15 protein-coding genes are annotated in these 17,612 nt (G+C 69.1%); 1 reads left to right on the top strand and 14 read right to left on the bottom strand.

Going from position 1 to position 17,612, the window contains the following annotated elements; genetic code table 11:
- From nuoN to ALMP_RS08495, 14 genes are all read right to left on the bottom strand, one after another.
- Nucleotides 1-1,570 (bottom strand): NADH-quinone oxidoreductase subunit NuoN (gene nuoN / locus ALMP_RS08430; RefSeq protein ID WP_264925634.1); only part of this gene is annotated, 1,570 nt, incomplete at its 3' end.
- Nucleotides 1,567-3,138, bottom strand: a complete 1,572-nt coding sequence (locus ALMP_RS08435; RefSeq protein ID WP_264925635.1) for an NADH-quinone oxidoreductase subunit M — start codon at nucleotides 3,136-3,138, stop codon at nucleotides 1,567-1,569. The genes nuoN and ALMP_RS08435, both read right to left, overlap by 4 nt.
- 5 nt (nucleotides 3,139-3,143) lie before the next feature.
- Nucleotides 3,144-5,108: an NADH-quinone oxidoreductase subunit L gene (gene nuoL / locus ALMP_RS08440; RefSeq protein WP_264925636.1), complete on the bottom strand. Its 1,965-nt coding sequence runs from the start codon at nucleotides 5,106-5,108 to the stop codon at nucleotides 3,144-3,146.
- Nucleotides 5,109-5,123: 15 nt separating this feature from the next.
- Nucleotides 5,124-5,423, bottom strand: a complete 300-nt coding sequence (nuoK, locus tag ALMP_RS08445; RefSeq protein WP_264925637.1) for an NADH-quinone oxidoreductase subunit NuoK — start codon at nucleotides 5,421-5,423, stop codon at nucleotides 5,124-5,126.
- A complete protein-coding gene (locus tag ALMP_RS08450; RefSeq protein WP_264925638.1) occupies nucleotides 5,420-6,295 on the bottom strand; it encodes an NADH-quinone oxidoreductase subunit J in 876 nt (291 codons plus the stop codon). The genes nuoK and ALMP_RS08450 overlap by 4 nt, the downstream gene beginning before the upstream one ends.
- The gene (nuoI, locus tag ALMP_RS08455) at nucleotides 6,292-6,942 is read right to left on the bottom strand and encodes an NADH-quinone oxidoreductase subunit NuoI (protein WP_264925639.1); all 651 of its coding nucleotides are present in this window, start codon (nucleotides 6,940-6,942) and stop codon (nucleotides 6,292-6,294) included. Before nuoI ends, ALMP_RS08450 begins: the two co-directional genes overlap by 4 nt.
- Nucleotides 6,935-8,299 (bottom strand): NADH-quinone oxidoreductase subunit NuoH, encoded by a 1,365-nt coding sequence (gene nuoH / locus ALMP_RS08460; protein ID WP_264925640.1) that lies wholly within the window; start codon nucleotides 8,297-8,299, stop codon nucleotides 6,935-6,937. Before nuoH ends, nuoI begins: the two co-directional genes overlap by 8 nt.
- Nucleotides 8,296-10,797, bottom strand: coding sequence for an NADH-quinone oxidoreductase subunit G (locus ALMP_RS08465; RefSeq protein ID WP_264925641.1), 2,502 nt, complete (start codon nucleotides 10,795-10,797; stop codon nucleotides 8,296-8,298). Before ALMP_RS08465 ends, nuoH begins: the two co-directional genes overlap by 4 nt.
- Entirely contained in the window at nucleotides 10,794-12,143 is a 1,350-nt protein-coding gene (nuoF, locus tag ALMP_RS08470; protein WP_264925642.1) for an NADH-quinone oxidoreductase subunit NuoF, read from the bottom strand. The genes ALMP_RS08465 and nuoF overlap by 4 nt, the downstream gene beginning before the upstream one ends.
- Nucleotides 12,140-13,012, bottom strand: coding sequence for an NADH-quinone oxidoreductase subunit NuoE (gene nuoE / locus ALMP_RS08475; protein WP_264925643.1), 873 nt, complete (start codon nucleotides 13,010-13,012; stop codon nucleotides 12,140-12,142). Before nuoE ends, nuoF begins: the two co-directional genes overlap by 4 nt.
- On the bottom strand, nucleotides 13,009-14,331 hold the full coding sequence (locus ALMP_RS08480; protein ID WP_264925644.1) for an NADH-quinone oxidoreductase subunit D: 1,323 nt from the start codon (nucleotides 14,329-14,331) through the stop codon (nucleotides 13,009-13,011). The genes nuoE and ALMP_RS08480 overlap by 4 nt, the downstream gene beginning before the upstream one ends.
- On the bottom strand, nucleotides 14,328-15,104 hold the full coding sequence (locus ALMP_RS08485; RefSeq protein WP_375803458.1) for an NADH-quinone oxidoreductase subunit C: 777 nt from the start codon (nucleotides 15,102-15,104) through the stop codon (nucleotides 14,328-14,330). Before ALMP_RS08485 ends, ALMP_RS08480 begins: the two co-directional genes overlap by 4 nt.
- Nucleotides 15,101-15,655, bottom strand: a complete 555-nt coding sequence (locus tag ALMP_RS08490; protein ID WP_055635348.1) for an NADH-quinone oxidoreductase subunit B family protein — start codon at nucleotides 15,653-15,655, stop codon at nucleotides 15,101-15,103. Before ALMP_RS08490 ends, ALMP_RS08485 begins: the two co-directional genes overlap by 4 nt.
- Nucleotides 15,656-15,668: 13 nt before the next feature.
- Nucleotides 15,669-16,028: an NADH-quinone oxidoreductase subunit A gene (locus ALMP_RS08495; protein WP_030494815.1), complete on the bottom strand. Its 360-nt coding sequence runs from the start codon at nucleotides 16,026-16,028 to the stop codon at nucleotides 15,669-15,671.
- Nucleotides 16,029-16,741: 713 nt separating this feature from the next.
- Between ALMP_RS08495 and ALMP_RS08500 the strand changes: the two genes are divergently transcribed.
- Nucleotides 16,742-17,572 carry a C40 family peptidase gene (locus ALMP_RS08500; RefSeq protein ID WP_264925646.1) on the top strand — a complete coding sequence of 277 codons (831 nt, stop codon included), beginning with the start codon at nucleotides 16,742-16,744 and terminating at the stop codon, nucleotides 17,570-17,572.
- Nucleotides 17,573-17,612: the final 40 nt, after the last annotated feature.

Raw genomic sequence — 17,612 nt, forward strand, 5'->3', positions numbered from 1 at the left:
CGCCGACGCCGATCGCCGTCATCGTCAGCGGTGACGGGACCGCCACCGTCGGGCCCTCGGGCCGCGGCTCGCTGAAGAACATCAGCACGATGACACGGATGTAGAAGAACGCCGCGATGGCCGACGAGATCACACCGACCACGACCAGCGGCGCCGCGCCGCCTTCCGCCGCCGCCTTGAACACGGCGAACTTCCCGGCGAACCCGGAGGTCAGCGGGATGCCGGCGAAGGCGAGGAGGAACACGGCGAACACGGCCGCGACCAGCGGCGAGCGGCGGCCGAGCCCCGCCCACTTGGACAGGTGGGTGGCCTCGCCGCCCGCGTCCCGTACGAGCGTGACCACGGCGAACGCGCCGATCGTCACGAACGAGTACGCGGCCAGGTAGAAGAGGACGGACGAGACGCCGTCCGGGGTGGTCGCGATGACACCCGCGAGGATGAATCCCGCGTGCGCGATCGACGAGTAGGCCAGCAGTCGCTTGATGTCGGTCTGGGTGATCGCGATGATCGCGCCGCCCAGCATGGTGACGATCGCGACACCCCACATGACCGGCCGCCAGTCCCAGCGCAGGCCCGGCAGCACCACGTACAGCACCCGCAGCAGCGCGCCGAACGCGGCCACCTTGGTCGCGGCGGCCATGAAGCCGGTGACGGGCGTCGGGGCGCCCTGGTAGACGTCCGGTGTCCACATGTGGAACGGCACCGCGCCCACCTTGAACAGCAGCCCCATGACGAGCATCGCGGCGCCGATGAGCAGCAGCGCGTCGTTGCCCATGGTGTCCGCCAGCGCCGGGGTGACGTTCTGTACGGTGCCGTCGACCACCTGTGCGATCGTCGCGTACGACAACGAGCCCGCGTAGCCGTAGAGCAGGGCGATGCCGAACAGGGTGAACGCCGAGGCGAACGCGCCGAGCAGGAAGTACTTGACCGCGGCCTCCTGCGACACGAGCCGCTTGCGGCGGGCCAGCGCGCACAGCAGGTACAGCGGCAGCGAGAAGACCTCCAGCGCGATGAACAGGGTCAGCAGGTCGTTCGCCGACGGGAAGATCAGCATGCCCGCGACGGCGAACAGCAGCAGCGGGAAGACCTCGGTGGTCGTGAACCCGGCCTTGACGGCGGCCTTCTCGCTGTCGCTGCCCGGCACGGACGCGGCCTGGGCGGCGAAGGAGTCGACCCGGTTGCCGTGCACGACCGGGTCGAGCCGCCGTTCGGCGAAGGTGAACAGGCCGACCAGGGCGGCCAGCAGGATCGTGCCCTGGAGGAACAGGGCCGGGCCGTCGACGGCGATCGCGCCCATCGCCGCGATGCGCGCCTTGGTCGTGCCGTACCCGTCGGCCGCCAGCGCGACGACCGCGGCGAACGCGGCGGCCAGCGCGACGACGGACACGAACATATGGGCGAGGTAGCGGGACTTTCGCGGCACGAACGCCTCGACCAGGATCCCGATGATCGCCGCGCCCACGACGATCAGAGTGGGCGACAATTGCGCGTATTCGATCTTCGGCGCGTCGATCTTCGAGATCGGGTCGGCCGCGGTTGTCCACAGGCTGTGGACGGCTGCTGTGCTCACTTGGCCGCCTCCACCTCGGGCTGAGGGTCCTTCTTCTGTACGTCGGACAGGGTCTGCTTGACCGCCGGGTCGATGATGTCCGTCACGGGCTTCGGGTAGACGCCCAGGAAGATCAGCAGCACGATCAGCGGGGTGACGACCACCAGCTCACGCGCGCGCAGGTCGGGCATCGCGGAGACCTCGGGTTTCACCGGACCCGTCATCGTCCTCTGGTAGAGGACCAGGGTGTAGAGCGCGGCGAGGACGATGCCGAAGGTGGCGATGACGCCGATCACCGGGTAGCGCGCGAACGTGCCGACCAGGACGAGGAACTCGCTCACGAAGGGCGCGAGCCCCGGCAGCGACAGGGTCGCGAGACCGCCGATCAGGAAGGCGCCGGCGAGCACCGGGGCCACCTTCTGCACCCCGCCGTAGTCGGCGATGAGCCGCGAGCCGCGCCGCGAGATCAGGAAGCCGGCGACCAGCATCAGCGCGGCCGTCGAGATCCCGTGGTTGACCATGTAGAGCGTGGCGCCCGACTGGCCCTGGCTGGTCATCGCGAAGATGCCCAGGATGATGAATCCGAAGTGCGAGATCGACGCGTACGCCACCAGCCGCTTGATGTCCCGCTGCCCGACGGCGAGCAGCGCGCCGTAGATGATGCTGATCACGGCGAGGACGAGGACGACGGGCGTCGCCCACTTCGACGCCTCCGGGAAGAGCTGGAGGCAGAAGCGGAGCATCGCGAAGGTGCCGACCTTGTCGACGACCGCGGTGATCAGGACGGCGACCGGGGCGGTGGACTCCCCCATGGCGTTGGGCAGCCAGGTGTGCAGCGGCCACAGGGGCGCCTTCACCGCGAAGGCGAAGAAGAAGCCCAGGAACAGCCAGCGTTCGGTGCTCGTCGCCATGTCGAGCGAGCCGTTGGCGCGGGCCTCGGCGATCTCGGTCAGCGAGAAGTTCCCGGCGACCACGTACAGCCCGATCACCGCGGCCAGCATGATCAGTCCGCCGACCAGGTTGTAGAGCAGGAACTTCACGGCCGCGTACGACCGTTGCGTCGCCGCCGCCTTCTCGCCGTGCTCGTGGGCACGGTCCCCGAAGCCGCCGATGAGGAAGTACATCGGGATGAGCATGGCTTCGAAGAAGATGTAGAAGAGGAAGACGTCGGTGGCCTCGAAGGAGAGGATCACCATCGCCTCGACGGCCAGGATCAGCGCGAAGAAGCCCTGGGTGGGGCGCCACCGCTTGCTGCCCGTCTCCAGCGGGTCGGCGTCGTGCCAGCCCGCGAGGATGATGAACGGGATCAGCAGCGCCGTGAGCGCGATCAGCGCCACCGCGATGCCGTCCACGCCCAGCTCGTAGCGGACCCCGAAGTCCTTGATCCAGGAGTGGGACTCGGTGAGCTGGTAGCGGTCGCCGTCCGGGTCGAAGCGGACCAGTACGGCGATCGCCAGGGCGAGCGTGCCGAGCGAGAAGAGCAGCGCCAGTGCCTTGGCGGCGTTGCGCCGCGGGGCCGGGACGGCGGCCGTGGCGATCGCCCCGATCGCCGGGAGCGCCGCCGTCGCTGTCAGCAGAGGAAAGGACATCGGTATCAGACCGCCCTCATCAGCAGGGTCGCGGCGATGAGGACCGCCGCACCGCCGAACATCGAGACCGCGTACGACCGCGCGAAGCCGTTCTGGAGCCTGCGCATGCGCCCGGAGAGGCCGCCGACCGACGCCGCCGTTCCGTTGACGACGCCGTCGACCAGGGTGTGGTCGACGTACACCAGGGACCGTGTGAGGTGCTCGCCGCCGCGGACCAGGACCACATGGTTGAAGTCGTCCTGGAGCAGGTCGCGCCGGGCGGCCCGGGTGAGCAGCGACCCGCGCGGGGCGACGACCGGGACCGGGCGGCGGCCGTACTGGGCGTAGGCGAGCGCGACGCCCAGGACCATCACGGCCACCGTGGACATCGTCACCGTCAGCGCGCTGATCGGGGCGTGTCCGTGGTCGTGCCCGGTGATGGGCTCCAGCCAGTGCAGGAAGCGGTCACCGATGCTGAAGAAGGCACCGCCGAAGACCGATCCGACGGCCAGCACGATCATCGGGATCGTCATGACCTTGGGCGACTCGTGCGGATGCGGCTCCGCGTGTTCGCCGTGGTGCTCGGCCGCCGGTTCCGCGCTCGGCGCCTGCGGGGAACGAGTGGGTTGGTTCCTCCAACGCTCTTCCCCGAAGAACGTCATCAGCATCACGCGCGTCATGTAGAACGCGGTGATGGCGGCGCCGAGCAGCGCGCAGCCGCCGAGGATCCAGCCCTCGGTGCCGCCCTTGGCGAAGGCCGCCTCGATGATCTTGTCCTTGGAGAAGAAGCCGGACAGGCCCGGGAAGCCGATGATGGCGAGGTAGCCGAGTCCGAAGGTGACGAAGGTGACCGGCATGTACTTGCGCAGGCCGCCGTACTTGCGCATGTCGACCTCGTCGTTCATGCCGTGCATGACGGAGCCGGCGCCGAGGAACAGGCCGGCCTTGAAGAAGCCGTGCGTCACCAGGTGCATGATCGCGAAGACGTAGCCGATGGGGCCGAGACCCGCGGCGAGCACCATGTAGCCGATCTGCGACATGGTCGAGCCGGCCAGTGCCTTCTTGATGTCGTCCTTCGCGCAACCGACGATCGCACCGAACAGGAGCGTGACGGCTCCGACGATCGTGACGACGAGCTGTGCGTCGGGGGCGGCGTTGAAGATCGCTCCGGAGCGGACGATGAGGTAGACGCCCGCCGTCACCATCGTCGCCGCGTGGATGAGGGCCGAGACCGGGGTCGGGCCCTCCATCGCGTCCCCGAGCCAGGACTGGAGCGGCACCTGGGCGGACTTGCCGCAGGCGGCGAGCAGCAGCATCAGGGCGATCGCGGTGAGCTTGCCCTCGGTGGCGTCGCCGGCGAGTCCCGGCTCCGCGTGCGTGCCGAGCAGCGGGCCGAAGGCGAAGGTGCCGAAGGTGGTGAACATCAGCATGATGGCGATCGCCAGGCCCATGTCGCCGACACGGTTGACCAGGAAGGCCTTCTTCGCTGCGGTGGCGGCGCTGGGCTTGTGCTGCCAGAAGCCGATGAGCAGGTAGGAGGCGAGACCGACGCCCTCCCAGCCGACGTACAGCAGCAGGTAGTTGTCGGCGAGGACGAGCAGCAGCATCGCCGCGAGGAACAGGTTCAGGTAGCCGAAGAAGCGGCGGCGCCGCTCGTCGTGCTCCATGTACCCGACCGAGTACAGGTGGATCAGCGAGCCGACGCCCGTGATCAGCAGCACGAACGTCATCGACAGCTGGTCGAGGCGGAAGGCGATGTCCGCCTGGAAGCCCTCGACCGGGACCCAGGTGAACACGTGCTGCGTCAGGGTCCGGTGGTCGGCGTCCTTGCCGAGCAGGTCGGCGAAGAGGACGAGACCGATCACGAAGGATGCGGCCGCGAGCAGCGTGCCGATCCAGTGGCCGACGGCGTCGAGCCGGCGGCCGCCGACCAAGAGGACGGCCGCTCCGAGCAGGGGCGCCGCGACGAGCAGCGCAATCAGGTTCTCCACGATTCTTCCGACCCCTTACAGCTTCATCAGGCTGGCGTCGTCGACCGAGGCCGAGTGGCGGGTACGGAACAGCGACACGATGATCGCGAGTCCGACCACGACCTCCGCGGCGGCGACGACCATCGTGAAGAAGGCCAGGATCTGGCCGTCGAGATTGCCGTGCATCCGGGAGAAGGCGACCAGCGCGAGGTTGCAGGCGTTGAGCATCAGCTCGATGCACATGAACACGACGATCGCGTTGCGCCTGATCAGCACGCCCGTCGCGCCGATCGTGAACAGCAGGGCGGCCAGGTAGAGGTAGTTGACCGGGTTCACTTCGACGCCTCCTCGGTCCGCTGGGAGTTCCGCTTGAGGTGCGGCGGCTCGATGGCGGCCCGGTCCAGGCGCTCCTCGGCGCGCTGTTCCAGCGCCTTGAGGTCGGCCAGCGCCTCGCTGGACACGTCACGGATCTGGCCGCGCTCGCGCAGCGTCCTGCTGACCGTCAGCTCCGAGGGGGTGCCGTCGGGCAGCAGGCCCGCGATGTCCACGGCGTTGTGCCGCGCGTACACGCCGGGGGCCGGCAGCGGCGGTACGTGCTTGCCCTCGCGGACCCGCTGCTCGGCCAGCTCGCGCTGGGTGCGGGCGCGCTCGGTGCGCTCGCGGTGGGTGAGCACCATGGCGCCGACGGCGGCCGTGATGAGCAGGACGCCGGTGATCTCGAAGGCGAAGACGTACTTGGTGAAGATGAGGGCCGCGAGTCCCTCGACGTTGCCGCCCGCGTTGGCCTGGGCGAGGCCGTCGAACTCGCTGAGGGAGGCGTTGCCGATGCCCGCGACCAGCAGGATCCCGAAGCCGAGGCCGCACAGGAGGGCCAGCCAACGCTGGCCCTTGATGGTCTCCTTCAGGGAGTCCGCCGCGGTGACGCCGACGAGCATCACCACGAACAGGAACAGCATCATGATCGCGCCGGTGTAGACGACGATCTGCACGATGCCCAGGAAGTAGGCGCCGTTGGCGAGGTAGAACACCGCCAGGATGATCATGGTGCCGGCGAGGCAGAGCGCGCTGTGCACGGCCTTCTTCATGAAGACGGTGCACAGGGCGCCGATCACCGCGATGGTGCCGAGCACCCAGAACTGGAACGCCTCACCGGTGGAGGTGGAGTAGGCGGCGAGCTGCGAGGCGGAAGCGGCGAGCTGCGCGCTCATCGGCCGATCACCTCCTCCGAGGCGGGCTCGTCCGCGCCGAAGGTGGCGGCCGCCTCCTGCGGGGCCTCGCCCTTGGAGACGGCGACCTGCCGCTCGGTGCCGGGCGCGGCCTCCGTCACCAGGCCCCGGTAGTAGTCCTGTTCGTCCGTCCCGGGGTAGATGGCGTGCGGCGTGTCGACCATGCCCTCCTCCAGGCCGGCCAGCAGCTGCTCCTTGGTGTAGATGAGGTTGGCACGGCTGGAGTCCGCGAGTTCGAACTCGTTGGTCATCGTCAACGCGCGCGTGGGGCACGCCTCGATGCACAGGCCGCACAGGATGCAGCGGGCGTAGTTGATCTGGTAGACGCGCCCGTACCGCTCGCCCGGCGAGTAGCGCTCCTCCTCCGTGTTGTCGGCGCCCTCGACGTAGATGGCGTCGGCCGGGCAGGCCCAGGCGCACAGCTCGCAGCCGACGCATTTCTCCAGGCCGTCCGGATGGCGGTTGAGCTGGTGCCGTCCGTGGAACCGCGGAGCGGTGGTCTTCTGCTGCTCCGGGTACTGCTCGGTGAGCCGCTTCTTGAACATGGCCTTGAAGGTCACGCCGAAGCCGGCCACGGGGTTCTGGAAGCCGGACGACGTGTGCCCGGCCTCCTTGGGCTCCTCAGCCATCGGACGCCTCCTTTCCATCCAGCGATCCGTCACTGACAGTGTCCGACCCACCACTGACAATCAGCTCCCGCTCGCGGCGCGGGCGGCGCCTGGGCACCGGCGGCAGCTCCTGTCCGGGCAGCGGCGGCACGGGGAACCCGCCCGCCATCGGGTCGAAGCCGGCGGGGGGTTCGGCGGGGGCCTCCGCCTGCTTGCCGCGCTCGCGGAACATGTCCGCGATGAAGGAGAGCAGCAGCAGGACCAGGACGGCGCCGCCGACGTAGAGGGCGATGTCGGCGAAGTCGTAGTTCTCGTTGCGCAGGGTCCGCACGGTCGCCACGAGCATCAGCCAGGTCACCGAGACCGGGATGAGGACCTTCCAGCCGAGCTTCATCAGCTGGTCGTAGCGGACGCGGGGGAGTGTGCCGCGCAGCCAGATGAAGAAGAACAGCAGCAGCTGCACCTTGACCGTGAACCAGAGCATCGGCCACCAGCCGTGGTTCGCGTCCTCCCAGAAGCCGCTGATCGGCCACGGGGCCCGCCAGCCGCCGAGGAAGAGCGTCACGGACACGGCGGAGACCGTCACCATGTTCACGTACTCGGCGAGCATGAACATCGCGAACTTGATCGACGAGTACTCGGTGTTGAAGCCGCCGACCAGGTCGCCCTCGGACTCCGGCATGTCGAAGGGGGCGCGGTTGGTCTCGCCGACCATCGTGACGATGTAGAGGATGAAGGAGACCGGCAGCAGGATGATGTACCAGCGGTCCTGCTGCTGCTCGACGATCGTCGACGTCGACATCGACCCGGAGTACAGGAACACCGAGGCGAACGCGGCGCCCATGGCGATCTCGTAGGAGATCATCTGCGCGCAGGAACGCAGGCCGCCCAGCAGCGGGTAGGTGGATCCGGAACTCCAGCCCGCCAGCACGATGCCGTAGATGCCGACCGAGGCGACCGCGAGGATGTACAGCATCGCGATCGGCAGGTCGGTGAGCTGCATCGTGGTGCGCTGGCCGAAGATCGAGATCTCGTTGCCGGCCGGGCCGAAGGGGATCACCGCGATCGCCATGAAGGCCGGGATGGCCGCGACGATCGGTGCGAGGACGTACACCACCTTGTCCGCGCGTTTGACGATGACGTCTTCCTTCAGCATCAGCTTGATGCCGTCGGCGAGCGACTGGAGCATGCCCCAGGGGCCGTGCCGGTTGGGGCCGATGCGCAGCTGCATCCAAGCGACGACCTTGCGCTCCCAGACGATGGAGAACAGCACGGTCACCATCAGGAAGGCGAAGCAGAAGACGGCCTTGATCACGACCAGCCACCAGGGGTCGCGGCCGAACATCGAGAGGTCTTCAGCGGCGAGGTACGGGCTCATGCCTCCACCTCCTGGGGGGCTTCGGCGAGCGTCGCCGGGCCGATGCGGACGAGGGAACCGGGCCGTGCCCCCGTGTCGGAGGCGACGCCTCCACCCACGGAGTTCAGCGGGAGCCACACCACCCGGTCGGGCATCTCGGTGACCTTGACGGGCAGTTCCACCGTTCCGACGGTGCCGGTCACGGCGAGGGCGTCGCCGTCCTTGACGCCGGCTTCGGCGGCCGTGGCGGCGGACACGCGCGCGTACGCGGCGTGCCGCGTCCCGGCGAGCGCCTCGTCGCCCTGCTGGAGGACGCCCTGGTCGAGCAGCAGCCGGTGTCCGGCGAGGACGGCCTCACCTGCGGCGGGCCGAGGCAGGATTCCCGCAATCTCCAGGGGGTCGGTGGCGCGCGGGCCGTCCCAGGCGCCCAGCCGGTCCAGCTCGGCGCGCGCGGTCCGCAGGTCCGGCAGGCCCAGGTGGACGTCCATGGCGTCGGCGAGCATCTGGAGCACGCGCGCGTCGGACGGGGCCAGGCGGCGCGTCATCTGGTCGGGCTTGAGCGCGGCCTCGAAGGAGCGGACCCGGCCTTCCCAGTTGAGGAACGCCCCCGCCTTCTCCGCGACCGCCGCGACGGGCAGGACGACGTCGGCGTGCTCGGTGACCTCGCCGGGCCGCAGCTCCAGGGACACCACGAAGCCGACCTCGGCGAGCGCCTCACGCGCGCGTGCCGGGTCGGGCAGGTCGGCGACCTCCACACCGGCGACGAGCAGCGCCTGAAGCTCCCCGCCCACGGCGGCCTCGATGATCTGCCCGGTGTCGCGGCCGTAGCGGTGCGGGAGTTCCGCGAGCCCCCAGGCGGCGGCGACCTCCTCCCGCGCGCGCGGGTCGGTCGCCGGACGTCCGCCCGGCAGCAGCGACGGCAGGGCACCCGCCTCGATCGCGCCGCGCTCGCCCGCCCGGCGCGGAATCCACACCAGCCGGGCGCCGATCGCGGAGGCGGCCCGGACGGCGGCCGTCAGAGCGCCGGCCACGGCGGCCAGCCGCTCACCGACGACGATCACCGCGCCCTCGGCGCGCAGCGCCTCGGCGGCCTTGACCCCGTCGTCGTCCAGGCCGACGCCGCCCGCGAGCGCGTCCAGCCACTCGGTCTCGGTGCCCGGAGCGGCCGGCAGCAGCGTGCCGCCCGCCTTCTCCAGGCCGCGCGTGGCGTGCGTGGCCAGCGAGAACACCCGCTGACCATGCTTGCGCCAGGCCTTGCGCAGCCGCAGGAAGACGCCGGGCGCCTCCTCCTCCGACTCGAACCCGACGAGCAGCACCGCGGGCGCCTTCTCCAGCGCGGTGTACGTGACGCCCGTACCGTCGAGGTCACGGCCCCGGCCGGCCACCCTCGCCGCCAGGAAGTCGGCTTCCTCGGTGCTGTGCACGCGCGCGCGGAAGTCGATGTCGTTGGTGTCGAGCGCCACGCGTGCGAACTTGCTGTACGCGTAGGCGTCCTCGATGGTGAGGCGGCCGCCGGTCAGGACACCGGTGCGGCCGCGGGAGGCGAGCAGTCCCTGGGCCGCGATCTGCAACGCCTCCGGCCAGGAGGCCGGTTCGAGGTCGCCTTCGGCGTTGCGCACGAGCGGCGTCTCGAGCCGGTCACGCTGCTGCGCGTACCGGAACGCGAACCGCCCCTTGTCACAGATCCACTCCTCGTTGACCTCGGGGTCCAGGGCGGCGAGACGCCGCATGACCTTGCCGCGCCGGTGGTCGGTGCGGGTGGCGCAGCCGCCGGAGCAGTGCTCGCAGACCGACGGCGAGGACACCAGGTCGAAGGGCCGGGAGCGGAATCGGTACGCCGCCGAGGTCAGCGCGCCGACCGGGCAGATCTGGATGGTGTTGCCGGAGAAGTACGACTCGAAGGGGTCGCCCTCACCGGTGCCGACCTGCTGGAGCGCGCCCCGCTCGATCAGCTCGATCATCGGGTCGCCCGCGATCTGGTTGGAGAAGCGGGTGCAGCGCGCGCACAGCACGCACCGCTCGCGGTCGAGCAGCACCTGCGTGGAGATCGGCACGGGCTTCTCGTACGTGCGCTTCCTGCCCTCGAAGCGGGACTCGGCCTGGCCGTGCGACATCGCCTGGTTCTGCAGCGGGCACTCGCCGCCCTTGTCGCAGACCGGGCAGTCCAGCGGGTGGTTGATGAGGAGCAGCTCCATCACGCCGTGCTGGGCCTTTTCGGCGACCGACGAGGTGAGGTGGGTCTTCACGACCATGCCGTCCGTGCACGTGATCGTGCAGGAGGCCATGGGCTTGCGCTGGCCCTCGACCTCGACGATGCACTGGCGGCAGGCGCCGGCCGGGTCGAGGAGGGGGTGGTCGCAGAAGCGGGGGATCTCGATGCCGAGTTGCTCGGCGGCCCGGATGACCAGGGTGCCCTTGGGCACGCTGATCTCGGCGCCGTCGATCGTCAGCGTGACGAGATCTTCCGGCGGGACCGCCGCCTCTCCCCCACCTGCGGGAGCGTTGGTGGTCACGGTCATGCGTTCACCTCCGTGCGGTCGGCCCAGGCCGTCGACTTGGCCGGGTCGAAGGGGCAGCCGCGGCCCGTGATGTGCTGCTCGTACTCCTCGCGGAAGTACTTCAGCGAGGAGAAGATCGGCGAGGCGGCACCGTCGCCGAGGGCACAGAAGGACTTGCCGTTGATGTTGTCGGCGATGTCGTTGAGCTTGTCGAGGTCGGACATGGCGCCCTTGCCGGCCTCGATGTCCCGCAGCAGCTGCACGAGCCAGTACGTGCCCTCGCGGCACGGCGTGCACTTGCCGCAGGACTCGTGGGCGTAGAACTCGGTCCAGCGGGTGACGGCACGGACGACGCAGGTCGTCTCGTCGAAGCACTGGAGGGCTTTCGTGCCGAGCATGGAACCCGCGGCACCCACTCCTTCGTAATCAAGAGGGACGTCGAGGTGCTCGTCGGTGAACATCGGGGTCGAGGAGCCGCCCGGCGTCCAGAACTTCAGGCGGTGGCCCGGTCGCATGCCGCCGCTCATCTCGAGGAGCTGACGGAGGGTGATGCCGAGGGGGGCCTCGTACTGGCCGGGGCTGGCGACGTGCCCGCTGAGCGAGTACAGCGTGAAGCCCGGGGACTTCTCGCTCCCCATCGACCTGAACCATTCCTTGCCGTTGTTCAGGATCGCGGGAACCGACGCGATCGACTCGACGTTGTTCACCACAGTCGGGCACGCGTAGAGGCCCGCGACAGCAGGGAAGGGGGGACGCAGCCGCGGTTGACCACGGCGGCCTTCGAGCGAGTCGAGCAGCGCGGTCTCCTCACCGCAGATGTACGCGCCCGCACCCGCGTGCACGGTGAGTTCCAGGTCGAGTCCGCTGCCCAGGATGTTCTCGCCGAGGTAGCCCGCCGCGTAGGCCTCGCGCACGGCCTCGTGCAACCGCCGCAGAACGGGGACGACTTCACCACGCAGATAGATGAAGGCATGAGACGACCTGATGGCGTAACACGCGATGACAATGCCCTCGATGAGGCTGTGCGGGTTCGCGAAGAGGAGCGGAATGTCCTTGCAGGTTCCTGGCTCCGACTCGTCGGCGTTGACAACTAGATAGTGCGGTTTTCCATCACCCTGCGGAATGAACTGCCATTTCATTCCCGTCGGGAATCCCGCGCCGCCGCGCCCGCGCAGACCGGAGTCCTTGACGTACGCGATCACGTCGTCCGGTGACATGGCGAGCGCCTTGCGGAGTCCCTCGTACCCCTCGTGCCTTCGGTAGACGTCCAGCGTCCAGGACCGGTCCTCGTCCCAGAAGGCCGACAGCACGGGTGCGAGCAGCTTCTCGGGGCTGGTGTCTTTCAGCTCGGCTGCCAAGGTCATCACTCCCCCTCCTCGGCGGTAGGCCCTGCCGGGTGGGCAGAGTCGGAGGCCGATGTGTCCTGCGGCGCGTCATGCGAACTGAGGTGCTCGGCCGGCGACGGCTGGTGCACCGCGCTGTCCTGCGGCTCGTCGTGCGGGCCGCCGTCCCGCGGATGGACCACGCGCGCGGCTGCGGTCTCTCCCCTTGCCAGGCGAAGACCCACCAGCGACGCCGGTCCCGCACTGCCGCTCGCCTCGACGGCCCCTGGCCGCTCGTCGGGGAAGCCGGCCAGAATCCGCGCGGTCTCCTTGAAGGTGCACAGCGGCGCCCCGCGCGTGGGTGAGACGGTACGGCCGGTGCGCAGGTCGTCCACCAGGCGCTTCGCGCTGTCCACGGTCTGGTTGTCGAAGAACTCCCAGTTGACCATCACGACCGGCGCGAAGTCGCAGGCCGCGTTGCACTCGATGTGCTCCAGGGTGATCCTGCCGTCGTCGGTGGTCTCGCCGTTGCCGACGCCCAGGTACTTCTGGAGCGCGTCGAAGATCGCGTCGCCGCCCATCACCGCGCACAGGGTGTTGGTGCAGACGCCCACCTGGTAGTCACCGCTGGGCCGGCGCCGGTACATGGTGTAGAAGGTCGCGACGGCGGTGACCTCGGCAGTGGTCAGGTCCAGTACGTCCGCGCAGAACTGCATCCCGGTGCGCGTGACGTGGCCCTCCTCCGACTGCACGAGGTGCAGCAACGGCAGGAGCGCGGACCGGGAGTCCGGGTAGCGGGCGACGATCTCGCGCGCGTCCCGCTCGAGCCGGGCCCGGACGTCGTCCGGGTACGCGGGCGCGGGCAGCTCGGGCATGCCCAGGCTGACGCCCCGCTCCGAAGAAGAGGTGGTCACCGGTCGACGCCTCCCATCACGGGGTCGATGGACGCGACGGCGACAATGACGTCGGCGACCTGGCCGCCCTCGCACATCGCCGCCATGGCCTGAAGGTTGGTGAAGGACGGGTCACGGAAGTGGACCCGGTAGGGGCGGGTGCCGCCGTCGGACACGGCGTGCACCCCGAGTTCGCCCTTGGGCGACTCGACGGCCGCGTACGCCTGTCCCGGCGGGACGCGGAAGCCCTCGGTGACCAGCTTGAAGTGGTGGATCAGGGCCTCCATGGAGGTGCCCATGATCTTCTTGATGTGGTCGAGGGAGTTGCCGAGGCCGTCCGGGCCCAGGGCGAGCTGGGCGGGCCAGGCGATCTTCCGGTCGGCGACCATGACCGGGCCGGGCTGGAGCCGGTCCAGGCACTGCTCGACGATCCGCAGCGACTGGCGCATCTCCTCCAGTCGGATCAGGAAGCGCCCGTAGGCGTCGCAGGAGTCGGCGGTCGGGACGTCGAAGTCGTACGTCTCGTAGTCGCAGTAGGGCTGCGTCTTGCGCAGGTCGTGCGGCAGGCCGGTGGAGCGCAGGATGGGGCCGGTGGCGCCGAGGGCCATGCAGCCGGCCAGGTCGAGGTAGCCGATGTCCTGCATGCGGGCCTTGAAGATGGGGTTCCCGGTGGCGAGCTTGTCGTACTCGGGAAGGTTCTTCTTCATCTTCTTCACGAACTCGCGGATCTGGTCCACCGCGCCGGGCGGCAGGTCCTGGGCGAGTCCGCCGGGGCGGATGTACGCGTGGTTCATCCGCAGGCCCGTGATGAGCTCGTAGATGTCGAGAACCATTTCACGATCACGGAATCCGTAGATCATGATCGTGGTGGCGCCGAGTTCCATGCCGCCGGTGGCGATGCACACCAGGTGGGAGGAGATCCGGTTCAGCTCCATCAGGAGCACCCGGATGATCTTGGCTCGCTCGGTGATCTGGTCCTCGATGCCGAGGAGCTTCTCGACGGCGAGGCAGTAGGCGGTCTCGTTGAAGAAGGACGTCAGGTAGTCCATGCGCGTCACGAACGTGGTGCCCTGCGTCCAGGTCCGGAACTCGAGGTTCTTCTCGATGCCCGTGTGGAGGTAGCCGATGCCGCAGCGGGCCTCGGTGACCGTCTCGCCCTCGATCTCCAGGATCAGGCGCAGCACGCCGTGGGTGGAGGGGTGCTGGGGACCCATGTTGACGACGATGCGTTCGTCGTCGGCGCGGGACGCCGACTGGACGATCTCGTCCCAGTCGCCACCGGTGACCGTGTAGACGGTCCCCTCGGTGGTCTCGCGTGCCGATGCTGACTGCGTGCTCACGAGTACGACCTCCGCTGGTCCGGAGCCGGGATCTGGGCGCCCTTGTACTCGACGGGGATGCCGCCGAGGGGGTAGTCCTTGCGCTGCGGATGGCCCTGCCAGTCGTCCGGCATCATGATCCGCGTCAGGGCCGGGTGACCGTCGAAGACGATCCCGAAGAAGTCGTAGGTCTCGCGTTCGTGCCAGTCGTTGGTCGGATACACGGAGACCAGGGACGGGATGCGCGGGTCACTGTCGGGGGCGCTGACTTCGAGGCGGATCAGCCGGTTGTGGGTGATCGAGCGCAGGTGGTAGACGGCGTGCAGCTCGCGGCCCTTGTCGCCCGGGTAGTGGACGCCGCTGACGCCGGTGCACAGCTCGAAGCGCAGGGCCGGGTCGTCGCGCAGGGTGCGGGCGACGCGCGGCAGGTGCTCGCGTTCGATGTGGAAGGTGAGCTCGCCGCGGTCGACGACCGTCTTCTCGATCGCGTTCTCCGGAAGCAGTCCCTGCTCCTCCAGCGCGCCCTCGAGTTCGTCGGCGACCTCGTCGAACCAGCCGCCGTAGGGCCGGCTCGCCGGTCCCGGGAGCCGGACCGAGCGGACGAGGCCGCCGTAGCCGGAGGTGTCGCCGCCGTTGTCGGCGCCGAACATGCCGCGCTGGACGCGGATCTCCTCGCCGCCCTGGCCGCGCTGGCCGGGGAGGTTGGAGGCGGAGAGGTCCTTCTCGGGGTTGGCCCCGTTCGCCGCGCCGGGTGCGGATCCGTTCACGCCGCCGGTGCCGTTCACGTCGCTCACCGCAGCAGCCCCTTCATCTCGATCGTGGGCAGGGCCTTGAGCGCCGCTTCCTCCGCCTCGCGGGCCGCCTCCTCGGCGTTCACGCCCAGCTTGGAGTTCTGGATCTTGTGGTGGAGCTTGAGGATCGCGTCCATCAGCATCTCGGGGCGCGGCGGGCAGCCCGGGAGGTAGATGTCGACGGGGACGATGTGGTCGACGCCCTGGACGATCGCGTAGTTGTTGAACATGCCGCCCGAGGACGCGCACACCCCCATGGAGATCACCCACTTGGGGTTCGGCATCTGGTCGTAGACCTGCCTGAGCACCGGCGCCATCTTCTGGCTGACCCGGCCGGCGACGATCATCAGGTCCGCCTGGCGGGGCGAACCGCGGAAGACTTCCATGCCGAAGCGCGCCAGGTCGTAGCGGCCGGCGCCGGTGGTCATCATCTCGATGGCACAGCAGGCGAGGCCGAACGTGGCGGGGAACACGGACGCCTTGCGCACCCAGCCCGCGGCCTGCTCGACGGTGGTCAGCAGGAAACCGCTCGGCAGCTTTTCTTCGAGTCCCATGACTTAAGGCCCCTCAGTCCCATTCCAGGCCGCCGCGCCGCCACACGTACGCGTAGGCGACGAAGACGGTGAGCACGAAGAGCAGCATCTCCACGAGCCCGAAAAGCCCCAGGGCGTCGAAGGTGACGGCCCAGGGGTAGAGGAAGACGATCTCGATGTCGAAGACGATGAAGAGCATCGCCGTCAGGTAGTACTTGATGGGGAAACGCCCGCCGCCGGCCGGCGTGGGGGTCGGCTCGATACCGCACTCGTACGCCTCGAGCTTGGCGCGGTTGTACCGCTTCGGACCGATCAGCGTGGCCATGACCACGGAGAAGATCGCAAAGCCTGCCCCGAGGGCTCCCAGTACGAGGATGGGCGCATACGCGTTCACCGCTCCTCGCTCCTCTCAGTCGGCACTGACTGCTGGCGATGGCACCGGGCTCACGTCCGTCTCTCATGTCCCACGAACCCCGCTCGTCCCGGCGAAGATCGCGAACATGTGAAGCAGGTCACAAGCCCAACTGCCTCGCATCTTATGCCCGCCGCTCTGTGATCTGCGACACGGGGTATTGCACAGTCTTTGTGATCTCCACCACCTGACGAAGGATCATGAAGTCATACCAGCGGTGATCTTCGTACGAGATGCGTCAGAGTGATCACAAGAAGTGACATTTGTGCTCGTCACCGCAGGCCGCGAGGGGCGTCTCAATATCAAGAGAGTTCCCCTGCATGCAAATTCGCCTTGGACGGGGGGTCCTGATAGAGGGCGCGTTCACACCTCGGAGGGAGTCGCGGGGGCGGATGTGGACGCGTGCACGCGTTCACGAGCGGAACCGGCCGGTCCATCCGCGCGAGACGCGGGCGCTGCGGTAACCGTTCCGTGACCTCCGCCACACCGACCAGGGGTGCCGGAGAACCGGGCTTGGCCAACGGTCCCCACCAGTGGTAAGCGCGGGGCAATCCGGGCGTATCGACGAAAGCCCATGATCACAGGCTTGATCACCCGCGTCCGTAATGTCCGTTACGGCGTCAATAAAGAATCCCGCGGCAGACGTTCGGGGCTTCCGTTGAACAAATGTGGCGCAGCACACGTTTCTTGAAGGTATGGAGGAGCCCCTGATACCGCTTGTTCCCATGTCCCACACCGCTCACATACGCAGCCACCGGAAACCCCGCCGCAGCGCGTCGACGATCGCGATGCGGGCCGGAGTCGCCAGTGGTGTCCTCGGCACGCTGGCCGTCGCCACGGCGGCCGGTTCGGCCAACGCCGCCGAGCCGGTGACGCAGACGCTCGAACTGCCCGTGCTCACGGGCGACCTGGCCGCTCAGGTCGCGCAGTCCGCTCAGGCCACGCAGCAGGCCGCGGCGAACTACCAGCTGGAGGCCGAGCGCGACGCGGCCGCCGCCGCGGCGGCCAAGGAGGCCGCGAAGGACCTCGCCGCCGCCAAGAAGGCCGAGGCGAAGAAGAAGGCCGAGGAGGCCCGCCGGGCCGCCGCCGAGGCCGCCGCGTCCCGCGCCTCGGAGCGGACCGTCCTGTCCACGTCCGCGTCCACGACGAGCAACGTCTCGGCTCCGGCCAGCGGCAGCGTGGCCACGGTCATCGCCTTCCTCAAGGCCCAGGTGGGCGACGCCTACGTCATGGGCGCCACCGGGCCCAACGCGTGGGACTGCTCCAGCCTCGTGCAGGCCGCGTTCAGGCAGGTCGGTGTGGACCTACCGCGGGTCTCGCAGGACCAGTCGATGTCCGGCACCGACGTGTCGCTGTCCAACCTTCAGGTGGGCGACATCCTCTACTGGGGTGCGAAGGGCTCCGCGTACCACGTGGGCGTCTACATCGGCGAGGGCCAGTACCTCGACGCGGCCAACCCCTCCAAGGGTGTGGTGATCCAGGACCTGTCCGGCTACCCGGCGACGGGTGCCGTGCGCGTGCTCTGAGGCACCCGCAACGTCGTGAGGGCCGCAGCCGCTCGGGGCA

It is taken from the genome of Streptomyces sp. A012304, assembly GCF_026008495.1.
Taxonomy (GTDB): Bacteria; Actinomycetota; Actinomycetes; order Streptomycetales; family Streptomycetaceae; genus Streptomyces.